The 17,022-nt window shown below is 70.9% G+C and carries 14 protein-coding genes and 2 pseudogenes; 1 reads left to right on the top strand and 15 read right to left on the bottom strand.

What is annotated here, in order from left to right:
* The first annotated feature begins 70 nt into the window (after nucleotides 1–70).
* The gene (locus ACQEV8_RS37600) at nucleotides 71–868 is read left to right on the top strand and encodes a tyrosine-protein phosphatase (protein ID WP_432969849.1); all 798 of its coding nucleotides are present in this window, start codon (nucleotides 71–73) and stop codon (nucleotides 866–868) included.
* 8 nt (nucleotides 869–876) lie between these two features.
* On the opposite strand, the gene ACQEV8_RS37595 is transcribed toward ACQEV8_RS37600, so the two are convergent.
* The 15 genes and pseudogenes from ACQEV8_RS37595 to ACQEV8_RS37525 all read right to left on the bottom strand — a co-directional run bounded on the left by ACQEV8_RS37595 (nucleotide 877) and on the right by ACQEV8_RS37525 (nucleotide 16,994).
* Nucleotides 877–996, bottom strand: a complete 120-nt coding sequence (locus tag ACQEV8_RS37595) for a DUF6126 family protein (protein WP_037834720.1) — start codon at nucleotides 994–996, stop codon at nucleotides 877–879.
* Nucleotides 993–1,598 carry a helix-turn-helix domain-containing protein gene (locus ACQEV8_RS37590; protein ID WP_432969844.1) on the bottom strand — a complete coding sequence of 202 codons (606 nt, stop codon included), beginning with the start codon at nucleotides 1,596–1,598 and terminating at the stop codon, nucleotides 993–995. The genes ACQEV8_RS37595 and ACQEV8_RS37590 overlap by 4 nt, the downstream gene beginning before the upstream one ends.
* An 88-nt stretch (nucleotides 1,599–1,686) precedes the next feature.
* The gene (locus tag ACQEV8_RS37585) at nucleotides 1,687–3,102 is read right to left on the bottom strand and encodes an aspartate aminotransferase family protein (RefSeq protein ID WP_432969841.1); all 1,416 of its coding nucleotides are present in this window, start codon (nucleotides 3,100–3,102) and stop codon (nucleotides 1,687–1,689) included.
* Nucleotides 3,099–4,994, bottom strand: coding sequence for a 1-deoxy-D-xylulose-5-phosphate synthase (gene dxs, locus ACQEV8_RS37580; RefSeq protein ID WP_432969838.1), 1,896 nt, complete (start codon nucleotides 4,992–4,994; stop codon nucleotides 3,099–3,101). Before dxs ends, ACQEV8_RS37585 begins: the two co-directional genes overlap by 4 nt.
* A gap of 28 nt (nucleotides 4,995–5,022) precedes the next feature.
* Nucleotides 5,023–6,180, bottom strand: coding sequence for a flavodoxin-dependent (E)-4-hydroxy-3-methylbut-2-enyl-diphosphate synthase (gene ispG, locus ACQEV8_RS37575; protein ID WP_432969835.1), 1,158 nt, complete (start codon nucleotides 6,178–6,180; stop codon nucleotides 5,023–5,025).
* 4 nt (nucleotides 6,181–6,184) lie between these two features.
* Entirely contained in the window at nucleotides 6,185–7,207 is a 1,023-nt protein-coding gene (gene hpnH, locus ACQEV8_RS37570; protein ID WP_432969832.1) for an adenosyl-hopene transferase HpnH, read from the bottom strand.
* A 5-nt stretch (nucleotides 7,208–7,212) separates the two neighbouring features.
* Nucleotides 7,213–7,854 carry a 1-hydroxy-2-methyl-2-butenyl 4-diphosphate reductase gene (locus ACQEV8_RS37565; RefSeq protein ID WP_432969829.1) on the bottom strand — a complete coding sequence of 214 codons (642 nt, stop codon included), beginning with the start codon at nucleotides 7,852–7,854 and terminating at the stop codon, nucleotides 7,213–7,215.
* Nucleotides 7,854–9,886, bottom strand: a pseudogene (gene shc, locus ACQEV8_RS37560) (squalene--hopene cyclase). The gene ACQEV8_RS37565 and the pseudogene shc overlap by 1 nt, the downstream one beginning before the upstream one ends.
* Nucleotides 9,887–10,008: 122 nt before the next feature.
* Nucleotides 10,009–11,073 carry a polyprenyl synthetase family protein gene (locus ACQEV8_RS37555; RefSeq protein ID WP_432973282.1) on the bottom strand — a complete coding sequence of 355 codons (1,065 nt, stop codon included), beginning with the start codon at nucleotides 11,071–11,073 and terminating at the stop codon, nucleotides 10,009–10,011.
* Between the two features lie 74 nt (nucleotides 11,074–11,147).
* Nucleotides 11,148–12,602 (bottom strand): annotated as a pseudogene (gene hpnE / locus ACQEV8_RS37550) (hydroxysqualene dehydroxylase HpnE); the annotation flags it as partial.
* Complete coding sequence (locus tag ACQEV8_RS37545; protein WP_432969826.1) at nucleotides 12,557–13,087, bottom strand: DUF6380 family protein; 531 nt, start codon at nucleotides 13,085–13,087, stop codon at nucleotides 12,557–12,559. The gene ACQEV8_RS37545 and the pseudogene hpnE, both read right to left, overlap by 46 nt.
* A complete protein-coding gene (hpnD, locus tag ACQEV8_RS37540) occupies nucleotides 13,084–14,034 on the bottom strand; it encodes a presqualene diphosphate synthase HpnD (protein ID WP_432969823.1) in 951 nt (316 codons plus the stop codon). Before hpnD ends, ACQEV8_RS37545 begins: the two co-directional genes overlap by 4 nt.
* Nucleotides 14,031–14,933: a squalene synthase HpnC gene (gene hpnC, locus ACQEV8_RS37535; RefSeq protein WP_432969820.1), complete on the bottom strand. Its 903-nt coding sequence runs from the start codon at nucleotides 14,931–14,933 to the stop codon at nucleotides 14,031–14,033. Before hpnC ends, hpnD begins: the two co-directional genes overlap by 4 nt.
* Before the next feature lie 359 nt (nucleotides 14,934–15,292).
* Nucleotides 15,293–16,072 (bottom strand): ABC transporter ATP-binding protein, encoded by a 780-nt coding sequence (locus tag ACQEV8_RS37530; RefSeq protein WP_432969817.1) that lies wholly within the window; start codon nucleotides 16,070–16,072, stop codon nucleotides 15,293–15,295.
* Entirely contained in the window at nucleotides 16,065–16,994 is a 930-nt protein-coding gene (locus ACQEV8_RS37525) for an ABC transporter permease (protein ID WP_432969814.1), read from the bottom strand. Before ACQEV8_RS37525 ends, ACQEV8_RS37530 begins: the two co-directional genes overlap by 8 nt.
* Between the last annotated feature and the right edge of the window lie 28 nt (nucleotides 16,995–17,022).

The raw sequence follows: 17,022 nt of genomic DNA, 5'->3' as shown, positions 1-17,022 counted from the left end.
AGGCATGTCGTATCGTCGAGTGGTGCCCGTCGACGAGCCGCGCCGACGGCGCCGTGTGGGAGGAGCCCCCGTGACGCAGCAGGTCCCGTCGACCGAACCCGAGCTGGCCGCAGTGCGCAACTTCCGTGATGTGGGCGGGCTGCCGACCGTGGACGGACGGCGGGTGCGGCAGGGCGTGCTGTTCCGCAGCGGCCACCTCGCGCACGCCACCGGTGAGGACGCCGCCTTCCTGACCACCCTCGGCCTGCACACGATCTTCGACTTCCGCAACGAGGCCGACCAGAAGCTCGAGGGGCCGGACGTCGAGCTGCCGGGCGTGCGCAATGTGAACCTGCCGCTGAGCGACCCCGCCGACGGCGCCGAGTTCTGGAAGCTGGTCCGCGACGGCGACCTCGAGCAGCTGCGCGCGATCCTCTCCGACGGCAAGGGCGCGGGCCGGATGATCGCCTCCTACCGCACGATCATCAAGCACCGCACCGCAGAGCACTCGAAGGTGCTGCACGCGCTCGCCGAGGACAGCGTCCCCGCGCTGATGCACTGCGCGGCGGGCAAGGACCGCGCGGGCCTGTCGATCGCGGTGACGCTGCTCGCGGTGGGCGTCGAGCGCGAGGCGATCGTCGAGGACTACCTGAAGTCGAACGCCAAGCACCGCCGCTACAAGGTGCGGCGCAGCGGCTCCGCCGACTCGGCCTACTCCCCCGAGGTCATGGAGCTGCTCAGCCCCCTGTTCGACGCGCGCGCCGAGTATCTGACGGCGGCCTTCGACACCGTCGAGGAGACCTGGGGCGGTGTGGAGGCCTATCTGGAGAAGGGGCTCGAGATAGCTCCGGAGACCCGTGAGCGACTGCGCGAGCGGCTCCTCGACTGAGGCACGGGCTAGCGGGCCCCCGCCTCGAAGAGGAAGTAGACGAACGCGGCGAAGACATGCCCCATCACGAGGTAGATGAACAGCCGCACCCACAGGGCGCGCGGGAACTTCTCCTCCATGTCGCTCAAGGCGTCTCTCCAGGGGTGGGGCCCAGGCACAGGGTGGCCGTGGGACTCTGCAACAGGGTGTGGACGAAAAGCAGTTCGACACCGTCGTGGTCCTCGGCGGCGATCCGGTGCGGGGTCAGCGAGTCGAAGTGGGCGCTGTCGCCGGGCGCCAGCCGGTGGGTGGCGTCCCCGAGGCGCAGCCGCAGCCGGCCCCGCAGCACATGGAGCCATTCCTCGCCCGGGTGGACGCGCACGATGTCGCCCTGGGAGCCGTGCGGGACATGGACGCGCAGGGCCTGCATCCCGCGCCCGGAGGCGCCGGCCGGCCAGTACGTCCAGCCGCCCGCCGTGGTCGGCTCCATGTCGGCCGCGCGGACGACGGCGTCCCGGTCGACGGCCGTCTCACCGAGCAGTTCGGAAACGGTCGTACCGTAGACGCGGGCGAGCGCCAGCAGCATCGGCAGTGAGGGCTGACGCTGCCCGGTCTCCAGACGGGAGAGGTGGGCGGGCGACAGCCCGGCGGCACGGGCCGCGGCCTCCAGCGTCAGGGCGGCCTGGCGCCGCAGCGCGCGCAGCTGCGGGGCCACGGCGGGCAGCGCACCGGGCTGTTCGGAGGAGCTCATGCCTCCATTCAGCCGGAGCCTTGCCCCTGCGGCAACTTTCTTGCCTCAGAGGCAAAGACCCAGACAAAGACCCGACCCCGGCCGGCTTCTACCGGTTGGCCACCGCCTGCTTGACCAGGGTCTTCCCGAAGTCCCACACCAGACCGCCGTGGTGCGCGTCGTCCATCACGGCGGTGAAGGCGTCGACGAACCGGTCCACCTCCCGCTCGCCGATGATCAGCGGCGGGATCAGCTTGATCACCTCCATGTGGTCGCCGGAGACCTGGGTGAGGATCCGGTGCCGCTGGAGCAGCGGTACGACCACCATCTGCGCGAACAGCCCCTTGCGCGCGGCCTGGAGCATGGCCCAGCGGCTGCGCAGCTTCAGCGACGTCGGCCGGCCGAACTCGATGCCGATCATCAGCCCCCGGCCGCGGACGTCGGCGAGCATCTCGTACCGGTCCGTCAGTGCCGCCAGTCGGGACCTCAGCCGCTCGCCCGTGGCCCGGACGTTGGCCACGACCTGCTCGTTCTCCATCACCGACAACACCGCCAGGCCCGCCGCCATGGCCTGGGCGTTGGAGCCGAAACTCGCCGAGTGGACCAGGACGCGGTCCATGGACGAGTAGACCTTCTTGAAGATCCAGTCCTTGCCGAGCGTGGCGCCGACCGGCACATAGCCGCCGGAGAGCGCCTTGGCCACGCACACCAGGTCGGGTTCCACACCGTCCTCGTGCTGGTAGCCGTAGAAGTCGCCGGTGCGGCCGAGGCCGGTCTGCACCTCGTCGGCGATGAGCAGCGCCTTGTTCCGGTGCAGCAGTTCCTGGGCGGCGAGCAGATAGCCGGGTGGGGGCGTCAGCACGCCCTTGCCCTGGATCGGCTCGACGATCAGGGCGGCGACGTCGCCCTTCTTCAGCTCCCGGGCCAGCGCGTCGAGGTCGCCGAGCGGTACGGCCGTGTCGGGCAGCAGCGGTGCGAAGCCGTCGCGGAAGCCGGACTCGCCGTTCACGGAGAGGGAGCCGGTGGTCAGGCCGTGGAAGGCGTGCGCGCAGTACAGGATCCTGGGCCTGCCGGTGACGAACCGGGCGAACTTCAGCGCTCCCTCGACCGCCTCCGTGCCGCTGTTGCCGAAGAACACCCGGTCCAGATGCGGGCTGTGCGCGAGCAGCTTCTCCGCCAGCAGACCGGGCAGCGGCTGGCAGTCGAACCGGGTGAGGTCGGCGAGCTGCGCGTCCAGGACGTCGTGCAGGGCCTTGCGTACGACGGGGTGGTGGCGGCCGATGCCCATCACTCCGAACCCGGCGAGCATGTCGAGGTAGTCGTTGCCGTCCGCGTCGTAGAAGTAGGCGCCCTCGGCGCGCTCGTAGACCTTGTCGAAGCCGATGGTGTGCAGCATGCGCGGGAGCTGGTGGTTGAGGTACCGCGTGTGCAGCGCGTAGCGCTCGGCCGCGCGCTCGGCCAGCAGCTTGCCGAGGTCGAAATCCCCGGCCTGCGACGACTCCGACGCGGACTCGGCGGTTGTCATTCCAGTGGCTCCTTGGACAGCTCTTGCTTGACGGCCAGGCTTCCGCTGATCCGTCCGGCGATCTCGACGGGGGTCAGGCCGATGTCGGCGAGCACCTCGCCCCGCTTGGCGTGCGCGAGGAACTGCTCCGGGATGCCGAAACGCCTTACCGGTACGTCGACGTCGGCGTCACCCAGGGCCAGCGCCACGGCCGAGCCCACCCCGGCCGCGCGGCTGTTGTCCTCGACGACGGCGACCAGGCGGTGTCCGGCGACGAGGCCCGGGAGCGCCGGGTCGACGGGCTTGACCCAGCGGGGGTCGACGACGGTGCAGCCGATGCCGCGGGCTTCGAGCAGCTCGGCTGCCTGGAGGCAGACCGGCGCCATGACGCCGACGGCGACGAGAAGCACCTCCGGCCGGTCGGCCCGGTGCAGCACGTCCAGTCCGCCCACCCGGTCGAGGGCCGGGACCGACGGCCCGACGGCCTCCTTCGGGAAGCGCAGCAGGGTCGGGGCGTCGTCGACGGCGACGGCCTCGCGCAACTGGAGCCGTAGCTGGTCGGCGTCTCGGGGCGCGGCGATCCGCAGGCCGGGCACGACCTGGAGGACGGACATGTCCCACATGCCGTTGTGGGAGGCCCCGTCGACGCCGGTGACCCCGGCCCGGTCCAGGACGAAGGTGACCCCGCAGCGGTGCAGGGCCACGTCCATCAGGAGCTGGTCGAAGGCACGGTTGAGGAAGGTGGCGTAGACGGCGACGACCGGGTGCAGTCCGCCCGTCGCCATGCCCGCCGCGGACACGGCCGCGTGCTGCTCGGCGATGCCGACGTCCCACACCCGGTCCGGGAACCGCTCGGCGAAGGCGCCGAGGCCGACCGGATGCAGCATGGCGGCGGTGATCGCCACCACGTCGTCCCGCTCCTCGCCGATCCTGACGATCTCGTCGCCGAACACGGAGGTCCAGGAGGGGCCGCCCGCCGGTGAGAGCGGCGCGCAGGTCAGCGGGTCCATGACGCCGACCGTGTGGAAGTGGTCCTCCTCGTGGGCGAGGGCGGGCTCGTAGCCGCGGCCCTTCTCGGTGAGGCAGTGGACGAGGACCGGCCCGTGGAAGCGTTTCGCGCGCCGCAGCGCTGACTCCACGGCCCCGATGTCGTGCCCGTCGATCGGGCCGACGTACTTCAGGCCCAGGTCCTCGAAGAGGCCCTGCGGGGCGAAGGCGTCCTTGAAGCCCTTCTTCGCGCCGTGCAGGGCCTCGTAGAGGGTGTGGCCGACCAGAGGCGTGCCCTGGAGCACGTCCTTACCCCAGGCCAGGACCCGTTCGTAGCCGTCGGTCGTGCGCAGGGTGGCGAGGTGGTTGGCGAGGCCGCCGATGGTGGGGGCGTAGGAACGTTCGTTGTCGTTGACGACGATGATCAGCGGCCGGTTCTTGGCGGCCGCGATGTTGTTCAGGGCCTCCCAGGCCATGCCGCCGGTCAGGGCGCCGTCGCCGATGACCGCGACGACATGGCCGTTCTCCCCCTGCACCTGGCGGGCCTTGGCGAGCCCGTCGGCCCAGCCGAGGGCCGTGGAGGCGTGGCTGTTCTCGATGACGTCGTGCTCGGACTCCTCGCGCGAGGGGTAGCCGGACAGGCCTCCCTTGCCGCGCAGTTTGGAGAAGTCCTGGCGTCCCGTCAGAAGCTTGTGGACATAGCTCTGATGGCCGGTGTCCCACAGGATGCGGTCGACCGGTGACTCGAAGACCCGGTGCAGGGCCACGGTGAGCTCCACCACGCCCAGGTTGGGTCCCAGATGGCCGCCGGTCCTGGCGACCGCGTGCACCAGGAACTCCCTGATCTCCTCGGACAGTTCACCGAGTTCCGCCTCGGACAGCGCCTTCAGATCGCGCGGTCCCCGGATGCTCTCCAGAATCGTCACGTCGGGCCCCCTTCGAATTCCGTGGTGCTCAGCTCACGGTGACGGCCGGCTCCCCCGGCCCTGTGCCGTCCTGCTCCATCTGCTCGGCGATCTTCATCGCCTCTTCGATCAGTGTCTCGACGATCTTCGACTCGGGGACGGTCTTGATGACCTCGCCCTTCACGAAGATCTGCCCCTTGCCGTTGCCGGAGGCCACCCCCAGATCGGCCTCCCGCGCCTCGCCGGGTCCGTTGACCACGCAGCCCATGACGGCGACGCGCAACGGCACCTCCATGCCCTCGAGTCCGGCCGTGACCTCGTCGGCGAGCTTGTAGACGTCGACCTGGGCGCGTCCGCAGGAGGGACAGGAGACGATCTCCAGCCTGCGCTCCCTGAGGCCCAGGGACTGCAGGATCTGGATGCCGACCTTGACCTCCTCGGCCGGCGGGGCCGACAGCGACACCCGGATCGTGTCGCCGATGCCGCGCGACAGCAGCGCGCCGAACGCCACCGCCGACTTGATCGTGCCCTGGAACGCCGGTCCCGCCTCCGTCACTCCCAGGTGCAGCGGGTAGTCGCACTGCTCGGCGAGCTGCCGGTACGCCTCGATCATCACGACCGGGTCGTTGTGCTTGACGGAGATCTTGATGTCCCGGAAGCCGTGCTCCTCGAACAGCGACGCCTCCCACAGCGCGCTCTCCACCAGCGCCTCGGGCGTCGCCCTGCCGTACTTCTGGAGCAGCCGCCGGTCCAGCGACCCGGCGTTGACGCCGATCCGGATCGGGGTGCCGTGGTCCTTCGCGGCCTGCGCGATCTCCTTGATCCGGTCGTCGAACTGCTTGATGTTGCCCGGGTTGACGCGGACGGCCGCACAACCGGCCTCGATGGCCGCGAACACGTACTTCGGCTGGAAGTGGATGTCCGCGATCACCGGGATCTGCGACTTGCGCGCGATGGTCGCGAGCGCGTCCGCGTCGTCCTGGGTCGGGCAGGCGACCCGGACGATCTGACAGCCGGACGCGGTGAGTTCGGCGATCTGCTGCAGGGTGGCGCCGATGTCCGACGTACGGGTCGTCGTCATCGACTGCACCGACACCGGGGCCCCGCCCCCGACCGCCACCGGACCGACCTCGATCCGGCGCGAGGCGCGCCGCTCGGCGATCGGCCGGGCCGGCACCTCGGGGACACCCAGCGAAATGGCGGTCATGACATCACTCCCGGTTTCCGGAGACCGTCTCACGCATGGCGCGCAGGGACTCCTTCAGCGATCCCATGGTGGCGAGCACGGCGGTGGGCTCGTAGCCGCAGTGCGCCATGCAGTTGGCGCATCGCGGGTCCTTGCCGCGTCCGTACTTGTCCCAGTCGGTGTCCTCGACCAGCTCCCGGTACGTCGGCACATACCCGTCGCTCATCAGGTAGCAGGGCCGCTGCCAGCCGAAGAGCGAGTAGTTCGGGATCGCCCACGCGGTGCACGGGAAGTCGACCTTGCCCTCCAGGAAGTCCAGGAAGAGCGGGGAGTGGTTGAGCCGCCAGCGCCGCCGGTTGCCGCCCGCGAAGGCCTTCTTGAACAGCTCGCGGGTCTGCTCCACGCCGAGGAAGTGCTCCTGGTCGGGGGCCTTCTCGTAGGCGTACGCGGGCGAGATCATCATCTCGTCGACCTGGAGGTCGTCGTTGAGGAAGTTCAGCACCTCGATGATGGTCTGCGGGGTGTCGGTGTTGAAGAAGGTCGAGTTGGTGGTGACCCGGAAGCCGCGCCGCTTGGCCTCCTTGATGGCCTCCACGGCCTCGTCGAAGACGCCCTCCTTCGCCACCGACTCGTCGTGCCGCTCGCGCAGCCCGTCGATGTGCACCGCGAAGGCGAAATAGGGGGAGGGCTTGAACTTCTCCATCTTCTTGCGCATGAGCAGCGCGTTGGTGCAGAGGAAAACGTACTTCCGCCTGGCCACCAGCTGACGCACGATCTCGTCGATCTGCGGGTGCATCAGCGGCTCGCCACCGGCGATGGACACCATGGGGGCCCCGGACTCCAGCACCGCTCCGACCGCCTGCGCGACCGGCATCCGCTGCTTGAGCACCCCGGCCGGGTGCTGGATCTTGCCGCACCCCTCGCACTTGAGGTTGCAGGCGAACAGCGGCTCCAGCTCGACGATCAGCGGGAACTTGTCCCGCCGGCGGAGCTTTTGTTCAGCCAAATATGTAGCGACCTTGATGGACTGTCGAAGCGGCATGGCCATCTGGCTCACCTCCTGGGGAGCAGCAAGGAACGGTGCCATTCGAAGAAAGCGGGAAGGACGGAACGAAGGACACGGAAAGCCGATATTCCACCGCGCACCGTGCCGATCCGGACGAGTTCATGTTCTGGAGCGTCCACGACCACCCGGACGGCCGCAACCGGGCGCTCGCCCACGCGCACGGCGCTCAGGAGCGTGACGGCGGACTCCATGTCGACCGCGATCGCGCCGGTGGCGAGGAGATCGGACCGTTCGGGACCGCGTACGACGTGGTCGGAGCCGGTGAGCGGCCCGGTGTGCACGGTCCGCCCGGGTACGGCCCGGGTCAGCTCCTTGACCAGCAGCTCGGTCCCGACGCAGGCGGTCGTACCCCGCAGGTCGCGGGTCTCCTCGGCGACGACCAGGTCACCGGGGTGCATGCCAGGTGCGAGGCCCGCGCAGAAGCCGGTGGCGAGCACGGCGGCGTCGCGCAGGGCCGGGTCGGCGAGCATCCGGGTGACGGACCGCTCGGCCGCCGCCGGCCCCATGCCCGTGCGCAGCACGGTGACCGGCCCGCCGGCGCCGCCCCGGTCGCCCGCGCGCAGGGCCAGCTGCTCGATGCCGAGCGCGCAGGCGATCAGCAGCGGGACCCGGGCCGGCTGGGCGCTCATCAGCTCCCCTCGGCCTCGGTGAACGGCCTCCCGGCCGCACCGCTCCCCGGGTGCCGGTCGGCGAAGGGCTCCCCGTGGACGTACCGGCCGAGCGCGGTGAGGGGGAACACCTGTCGGTAGAGGTGGTAGTTGATCGAGAAGTCCCACGGGAAGCCCGTCCCCGTGAAGTACGGCTCGTCCCAGGACCCGTCCTCCCGCTGCGTGGCGGCGAGCCACTCGACACCGCGTTCGACGGCCTTGGAGTCCCGCTCCCCCGCCGCGAGCAGGGCCATCAGAGCCCACGCCGTCTGGGAGGCGGTCGAGGCGCCCTTGCCGCTCCACTCCTTGACGTCGTGGTAGGAGCGCAGGTCCTCGCCCCAGCCGCCGTCGTCGTTCTGCACCGACTCCAGCCAGGTCACGGCCCGCCGGATCGCCGGATGCGCGGCGGGGATGCCCGCCGCCGTCAGGGCGGGTACGACGGATCCGGTGCCGTAGACGTAGTTGACGCCCCAGCGCCCGAACCACGAGCCGTCCGGCTCCTGTTCGGCCAGCAGCCACTCGATACCGCGCCGGGTGCGCGGGTGGTGGGCGAGGCCTTCCACCGCGAGCATCTCGACGACGTGGGCGGTGACGTCGGCGGAGGGCGGGTCGATGACCTCGCCGAAGTCGCAGAACGGCAGCCGGTTCGGGAAGGGGCTGGTGTTGTCGACATCGAAGGCGGCCCACGCGCCGTTCCTCGACTGCATGCCGAGGGTCCAGCGCATACCGCGCCCGATGGCCTTCTCCAGCCGCTCCGGGTCGTGGTGGGTGATCCGGCGCAGCGCGAGAATCACCTCGGCGGTGTCGTCGATGTCGGGGTAGTTGTCGTTGTGGAACTCGAACGCCCAGCCACCGGGCGGAAGCCCGGGCCGCTTGACGGACCAGTCGCCGGGTCTGCCGATCTCCTCGCCCAGCATCCAGTCCGCGGCCTTCACCAACTGGGGGTGGTCGGGGGGAGTCCGGCGTCGACGAGCGCGATCGCGGCGAGGCAGGTGTCCCAGACCGGGGACTGGCAGGCCTCGATCATCCGGGCCCCGTCCTCGCGCCACACGGCGAAGCGGTCCAGGGACGCCAGGCCCTCCCGCATCACGGGGTGCTGCAGGTCGTAGCCGAGCAGGTGCAGGGCGATGATCGAGTACACGGCGGGCGGCTGGATTCCGCCCCAGCAGCCGTCGTTCTCCTGCCGTTCGACGATCCAGCGGGCGGCGCTGTTCATGGCGGCTCTGCGCAGCCGGCGCGGGGCGACCTTCCGCAGGGTATGCAGGCCCTTGTCGATCCGCTGGAAGGCCCCGTCCCAACTGGCCATCGGAGCCAAGGGCTTGGCGGGGTTCGGGGCGGCCGGGTCGGTGTGCAGTTCGTCGAGCGGGAAGGGCGCGGGGCGTACCGGCCGCTTCGCGGAGACGATCGTCAGCGGCACGATGGTCTGCCGGGCCCAGCAGCCGAAGTCGTAGATGTTGAGCGGCAACCACTTCGGGAACCAGATGAGTTCCGGGGGGAGTTCGGGCAGGTCCTCCCACTTCCACCAGCCGAACAGCGCGAGCCAGATCCGGGTGAAGACCCGGGCGGCGGCGATGCCGCCGCGCTCGCGGATCCAGGCGGAGGCCCTGGCCATGTGGGGCGCGTCGGGCGCGTCGCCCGCCAGGCGGAGGGCGACGTAGGCCTCGATGCTGGCGGAGAGCTCGCCGGGGCCGCCGTAGAAGGTGGCCCAGGCGCCGTCGTCGCGCTGCTCGCCGCGGATGAAGAGGGCGGCGGCCTGAGTGGTCTTCTCGTCGCGGATGCCGAGGAACTGGCGGAGCAGCAGGTCCTCGGCATCCATCGTGACGTTGGTCTCGAGGTCGCCCTTCCACCAGCCCTCGGTGTCCTGGCGGGAGAGCAGGTAGTCGGTGGCGCGCCGGGCGGCGCGTGCGGCGGCTTCTGGTACCCCGGCCGCCGCGGGGATGTCGGTGTCGTGGTCGCTGGCCGCGGCGGCGCGGGGTGGCAGGGCCCCGGTGCTTCCGTCGGTCGTCGCTGTCATGGCTTCCCCTTCGTGCAGTGGTGCAAGGTGTGCAGCTGCTGTGGGTCCGCCGTCGGCCGGTGCGCCGTGCTGTCTCGCGGCACCGGCCGGCGACTACGCGAGGGCTATTCGACCGATAGTGATCATCTCTTTCGTACGACGACGAAGTCGGCGAGCGCCGCGAACTGGTCCCGCACCCGGTCGGGCATGTCGACGGCGTCGAGGGCTTCGATCGCGATGGTGTGCTGACGGCGTGCCTCGTCGGCGGTCCACTGGCGGCCGCCCGCCTCCTCGATGAGGGCTGCGCGGGCGGCGAACTCCTCCTCGGAGAAGTTCTCGAAGTCGCTGCTCTTGGCGTCGGCGGCGAGGATCTCGCCGAGCCGCTCGGAGGCGGAGCCGCCCGCCGCGAGGGCGGCCACGACCGGCAGCGACTTCTTGCGCTGGCGCAGGTCGCTCCAGGTCTGCTTGCCGGTGGAGACCGGGTCGCCCCAGATGCCGAGGAGGTCGTCGACAGCCTGGAAGGCGAGGCCCAGGTGGTAGCCGTACTTCTCCAGCGTGTCGGCGGTGCGGTCGTCGGCGCCGCCGAGCACCGCGCCGATGGAGCTGGCGCAGGCGAGCAGGGCACCGGTCTTGTTGCCCTCCATCTCCAGGCACTCCTCGACGGTGACGCGGTCGCGGTGCTCGTAGGAGATGTCCTGGGCCTGACCGTCGATCAGGGCGCGGGTGGCGGTGGTCAGTCGGCGGGTGGCGCGACCGGCCTCGACGGTGCCGAGTTCGAGGAGCACCTCGTTGGCGAGGGCGAACAGGGCGTCGCCGACCAGGATGGCCTGGGCGGGGCCGTGCACCTTCCAGACCGTGTCTCGGTGACGGCGCTGTTCGTCGCCGTCCATCAGGTCGTCGTGGAGGAGGGAGAAGTTGTGGACGAGTTCCACGGCGACGGCGCCGGGGATGCCGGTCTCGGGGGCGGCGGACATGACCTCGGCGGACAGCACAGCGAGGGCGGGGCGCACGGCCTTGCCGCCGTCCCCCGCCGTGGGCCTGCCCTGGGCGTCGATCCATCCGAAGTGGTAGGCGGCAACAGTGTCCATGGGAGGTGCCAGGCGGTCGATGGCCGCCCGCAGTACCGGCGTGGCCAGGGTCCGGCCGCGCTCCAGGAGCGCGGTCACGTCCACCGCGGTCTCTCGAGCGGCCTTCGAGGCCGGGGGCACAGTGGGCACAGTCTCTCCTCTTGTTGCGGTACCGGAGGTGCGGGGGCCGCCTGCCGTGTGGTGCTGATCGAGCATCACGCCGCCTCCTCGAACTCGAAGAGGTGGCGTGGGCGGGGCCGGCCCAGGGCGCCCAGCACGGCGTCCGCCGCGCTGACTCCACTGCGGACCGCACTCTCCATGGTCGCGGGCCACCCGGTGGCGGTCCACGCTCCGGCCAGGTAGAGGCCGGATGCCTTGGTGCGGGCGCCGGGCCTGAGGCGCCCGACGCCGGGGGTGGGAGCGAAGGTCGCGGTGCGCTCCCGGGTGACGAAGAAGTCCCTCACCTCGGCGCCGCGGGTCCGGGGCAGCAGCCGCTCCAGCTCGGGCAGGTACCGCTCGCGCAGCACGGCCACGGGCTCGTCGATCTCGTCCTGGGCCGCGGACTGGGACAGGGCGAGGTACTGCCCCGCGCGCAGCCCGGACGCCTCGGTGCGGTCGAAGACCCACTGCACCGGGGAGCCGAGGGCGGTGAAGAACGGCCGGGCGAGCACTTTGCGGTCGTACACCACATGGACGTTGAGGATCGGCGCGGTGCCGATCTCCAGCAGCCTCTCGGGGGCGTCCAGGGCGCCCTCGGGCAGCAGGTCGTGGGCCTCGCGCTGCGGTACGGCGAACACCACCGCGTCGGCCTGAAGCGTCTCGCCGGGGACCTGGACGCTCCATCCGCCGTGCGCGCTCCCGGAGACGGAGGTGACGCGGGTGCGGAGTTCGGTGCGTACGCCCGCGGAGTCGAGGGCCTTGCGGGCCAGCCGGTCGTGCAGCTCGCCGAGCGGGACGTGCGCCCAGCCGATGTCGGCCGCGCCCGGGTCGGACAGCAGACCGGTCTTGAACACCATCGCGGCGAGTCCCAGGGAGGCGTCGCCCGCGACCGCGTTGAGGGTGGCGACCCCGACCAGGTCCCACAGTGCCTCGACGGCGCGTGCCGACTGTCCGTGAGCGGCCAGCCAGCTGCCGAAGTCCTGCGCGTCCAGCGCCGGGTCGGCGAGGTCGAGTCCCTTGAGCGCGAGCGCGGCCCGGCCCACCTTGGCGCGGTCGGAGAGAGACAGGTGCGGGTAGGTGGCGAGGCTGCGCCCCAGATGCAGGGGCACCGGCAGCGCGTCGCGCCGGAGCCTGCCGAGCCGGCGTCCCTCGGGCCGCGCGACGTCCAGGACGGGTACGTCGAGCCGGTCCTGCAGCGGAGCCAGCGCCGCGCCCTCGATGCGGTCGAGGAACCAGCGGTAGGCGGTGCAGCAGCGCAGGTACACGTGCTGTCCGTTGTCGATGGTCAGATCGCCGCGCTGGAAGGAGAAGGCCAGTCCGCCGAGTCTCGGCCTGCCCTCCAGCAGCGTGACACGCACTCCGGCGTCGGCGAGCGCGAGCGCGGTGGTGACACCGGCGAGCCCGCCGCCCACCACGACGGTGTGCCGCCCGTCCGCGACCGGCCCCTGGGACCGCGTGCCATGGGTCATCGCGCGCCCTCCCCTGCGCTGCGGCCGTGCGCCGGGAACGGTGCGGGACCGGCCGTCTCCGTCTGGGACGCCGCGACGCGACGGAGGGTTGCGCGCCGCTTGTCTCCGACGGCGGGGCGGACAAGGGCGTCGTAGTCGCACCCTGCTGCCGCGGCCCCACCGGCGTGCGCGCCCTGCCCGGCGCCGACGACCGCGGCACAGCCCCTGCGGCGGCGCGGAGAAGCCCCCGGCCGGACCTCCCGGCAGACACGCGGGCCGCGCGCCGTGACGCCGAAGTCCGACCCGTCGTGGGTCTCCCGGCAGGCGCGCGTGGCACACGCCGTGACGCCGATGCTGTCCGGCCCGCAGCGGGCCTCCCGGCAGGCATCCGGGGCACACGCCGTGACAACGCAGAGGGTGTCCGGCCCGTAACGAGCCTCCCGGCAGGTGCGCCGAGCGCGCGCGGGGGCCCCCGCCGACGCCGCAGGGCAGGCGTGCGCCTCGCCGTTGGTGGTCTCCCTCCCCTCTTGGCCCTGTTCGCCCGTCACGCACGCCTCCTGACGGCTCGTCGCGTCGCGTGCCGGGCGTCCAGGCCGGACAAACCGCGTACGGCGACGTATGCCTTCTCCCGGCCGGGGAGGGAGACGCGGCCGCGGAGCACGGCCTCCGGGTCGCGTTCGATGCGGTCGAGGAGGCGGCGGTAGATGCCGGCCATGGCGGCGACGCAGGCGCCGCTGCGGCGGTCGAGCATGGGGAGCAGCCGGTAGCCCTCGGCGAAGAGAGCGCGGGCCCGTCGCACTTCGAAGTGCACGAGGCCCGCGAAGTCGGAGCCCTCCGGGGGCCGCAGCCCGCTGAAGCCGGCCGAGCAGCCGAACTTGGCGAGGTCGTCGGCGGGCAGGTAAGTGCGGCCTCCCACGGCGTCCTCACGGACGTCCCGCAGGATGTTGGTGAGCTGTAGCGCGAGACCGAGCGTGTCCGCATACTCAGGCGCGCGGTCGACGCCACGCGCCCCCGGCTCGGTGCCGAACACACCGAGCGAGAGACGCCCGATGGCGCCCGCGACACAGCGGCAGTAGACCTTCAGGTCGTCCCAGGTCTCATAGGTTTCGCCGCGGACGTCCATGAGGACACCGTCGATGAGCTCGTCCAGGCCGCCCAGCGGGATCGGGAAGGCCCCGGCGGCGTGCGTGAGCGCGACGGCGACGGGGTCGATGTCGTCCTCGTCGATCTCGCCCTCCCGGATCCGGGTGAGCAGCGCCCGGGTCTCCTCCATCCGCGCGACCTTGACGTCGTGGGCGAGCGCGCCGTCGCCGATGTCGTCGACCCGCCGCGAGAACGCGTACAGGGCCGACATCGCACGGCGCTGAGGCGTCGGCAGCAGCCGGATGCCGTAGGCGAAGTTACGGGCCTGCCGCCCGGTGACGGCCTCGCAGTAGCTGTAGGCGGCGAGTACCGGTGGGGACGCGTGTGGTTCCGGCTCCACGGTCCGGATCACCCCTCTCCTCGCAGAGTCACGCCCACCTCACGCAGCAGCCGGACCTTGCCGGGCTTGGGCGGGCCGGGAAGTACGTCGTACTCGGCGGCGGCGATCGCGTGGACGGCCGCCCTTCCCCCCGCCACGAACCCCGCGAGCAGCAGCTTCAACCTGCCGTGGACGCTACCCACCAGGGGGGCGCCTTCATTCAGGAGATCCCGGGCCCTTCGCGCTTCGTACGCAATCAGCGCACGGACCGACGCTCCGGCGGATTTCGTGGCGAGGTCCGCCTCCTGGACGTGAAAACGCTTCAGGTCGGCGGCGGGCAGGTAGATACGGTCACGGCCGAGGTCCTCGGCCACGTCCTGGAGGTGTTCGACGAGCTGCAGGGCCGTGCAGATCATGTCGGAGCGGCGGATCCGCTCGGGCGTCGAGGTGCCGGTGACGGAGAGGACGAGACGGCCGACGGGGTTGGCCGAGAGCTCGCAGTAGGCGAGGAGATCGTCGTAGGTCTCGTACCGGCTGACCAGCTGGTCCTGGCGGTTGGCGGCGATCAGGCCGAGGAACGGCTCCGGCGTCAGCGAGCAGCGGCGCACGGTCGGCTGGAGGCGGCGCAGCAGGGGATGACGCGGGGTCGAGTCGAAGACCCTGCGCAGGTCGGCCTCGAAGGCGTCCAGCAGGACCAGCCGGTCCTCGGCCTCCCGGGGAGACACGCCGAGCAGCCGGGCGTCGGCACCGCCGGGGGCCAGGTCGCCGTCGCCGATGTCGTCGACCAGGCGGGCGAAGCCGTAGACGGCCATGAGGTCGGTGCGCCAGGCCCGGGGCAGGAAGAAGGGAGCCACGGGGAAGTTCTCGCCCGCGGCCTTGTCGAGGGTGCCGCGCTCCGGGTCGAGGGGGCGCGCCGTGCCGGTTCCCGTCACCGCCGGCTGCCCGGTGCGGGGACGGCACGTGCTGCGTGGAGCTGGGGAGTATCCGTAGCCATCGCCGTCACATCTCCCGTTCTACACTGCCGACCCAATACACACTATTTCGGACACGCCGCCCAGCCGTCCGCACGACTGCCCGACGGGCGGTGTCGCGCATTATCACCCTGATTGCCGTGTTTCGGGACCTGTACAGCTTACGTTGTACAACGTGTCACGGTCCGCCAGGGTGTCCCGCGCATCACGACAACACACGGATTGGCCCCAAGCTTCCTGAGAGGGACCGGAGTTGACGTTTCTTTTGCAGACGCGGGGCCCCACCGGAACAGTTGCGGCGGGGCCCTGGCCGATCCGGGCTACTTGCCCGTGAACTTCTCGTACTCCTTGAGGACCTCGTCGGTCGGGCCGTCCATCCGCAGCTCACCGCGCTCCAGCCACAGGACGCGGTCGCAGGTGTCGCGGATCGACTTGTTGTTGTGGCTGACCAGAAACACCGTGCCGGCTTCCTTGCGCAGCTCCCGGATGCGGTCCTCGGAGCGCTTCTGGAACTTGCGGTCGCCGGTGGCCAGGGCCTCGTCGATCATCAGGACGTCGTGGTCCTTGGCCGCTGCGATGGAGAAGCGGAGCCGGGCCGCCATGCCGGAGGAGTAGGTGCGCATCGGCAGGGTGATGAAGTCGCCCTTCTCGTTGATGCCGGAGAAGTCGACGATCTGCTGGTAGCGGTCCTTGATCTCCTCGCGGGACATGCCCATGGCCAGCCCGCCCAATATGACGTTCCGCTCGCCGGTGAGGTCGTTCATCAGGGCCGCGTTGACGCCGAGCAGCGAGGGCTGGCCGTCGGTGTAGACCTTGCCCTGCTCGGCGGGCAGCAGGCCGGCGATGGCACGCAGCAGGGTCGACTTGCCGGAGCCGTTGGAGCCGATCAGGCCGATGGCCTCGCCGCGGTAGGCGACGAAGGAGACACCGCGCACGGCGTGCACCTTGCGCACGCCCCGCTCCTCGCCGCGCTTGAGGATGCGGCTGAGCGCCGCGGTGGCGCTGCCCTTTCCGGACTTGGCGCCGTTGACGCGGTAGACGATGTGCAGGTCGTCCGCGACAACGGTGGGGATCCGCGCTTCCTGCTTCCGCTCAGCCACGGCCGTACCTCTCCTCCGCCTTCCAGAAGTACACGAAGCCGCCGACGGCGATCAGGACGGCCCAGCCGCCCGCGGCCGCCCACACATGGTCGGGCAGGTACTTGGAGCTGTAGTCGTCGATGAGCGAGAAGCGCATCAGGTCCATGTAGATCGCGGCCGGGTTCCACTGCAGCACGTTCGAGATCCAGGCCGGCTTGGACTCGAGGAAGATCGGGATGGAGAACATCACCCCGGACGCGTACATCCACGTCCGCATCACGAACGGCATCAGCTGCGCGAGGTCCGGGGTCTTGGCGCCCGCCCGGGCCATGATCAGCGCGAGGCCGGTGTTGAAGCAGAACTGCAGGACGAGCACCGGCACGATCAGCAGCCAGGACAGGTCGGGGTAGTGGCCGAAGCCGATCGTGATGGCGAACAGCACGATCATCGAGAACAGCAGCTGCTGGAGCTGCTGCAGCGCGAAGGAGATCGGCAGGGAGGCCCGTGGGAAGTGCAGGGCGCGGACCAGGCCGAGATTGCCGGAGATCGCGCGCACGCCCGCCATCACCGAGCTCTGCGTGAAGGTGAACACGAACACGCCCGTGACCAGGAACGGGATGTACACCTCGCGGGTCATGCCCCGGTCGGCTTCCAGGAGCATGCCGAAGATGAAGAAGTACACGGCCGCGTTCAGCAGCGGTGTGGCCACCTGCCACAGCTGGCCGAGCTTGGCCTGGCTGTACTGGGCGGTCAGCTTCGCGCGGGAGAAGGCGAGGATGAAGTGCCGCCGGTCCCAGAGCTGACGGACGTACTCGATGAGGGACGGCCGGGCGCCGCTGACGCTCAGCCCGTGCCTGGCGGCGAGCTCCCTCGCCGTGAGTCCCTCGTCGGGCGCCTCGGACGCGCTCACCGCGACCGGGGCATCGTGCGTTGTCTCACTCACTAGTGGAAACTTTCGTCTTCGAGATGCG

Origin of the sequence: Streptomyces sp. CA-179760 (genome assembly GCF_050937045.1) — a bacterium.
Lineage (GTDB): Bacteria > Actinomycetota > Actinomycetes > Streptomycetales > Streptomycetaceae > Streptomyces.
Note: the sequence above shows the minus strand (reverse complement) of the source record. Positions and strands in the feature narration are given on the sequence as shown.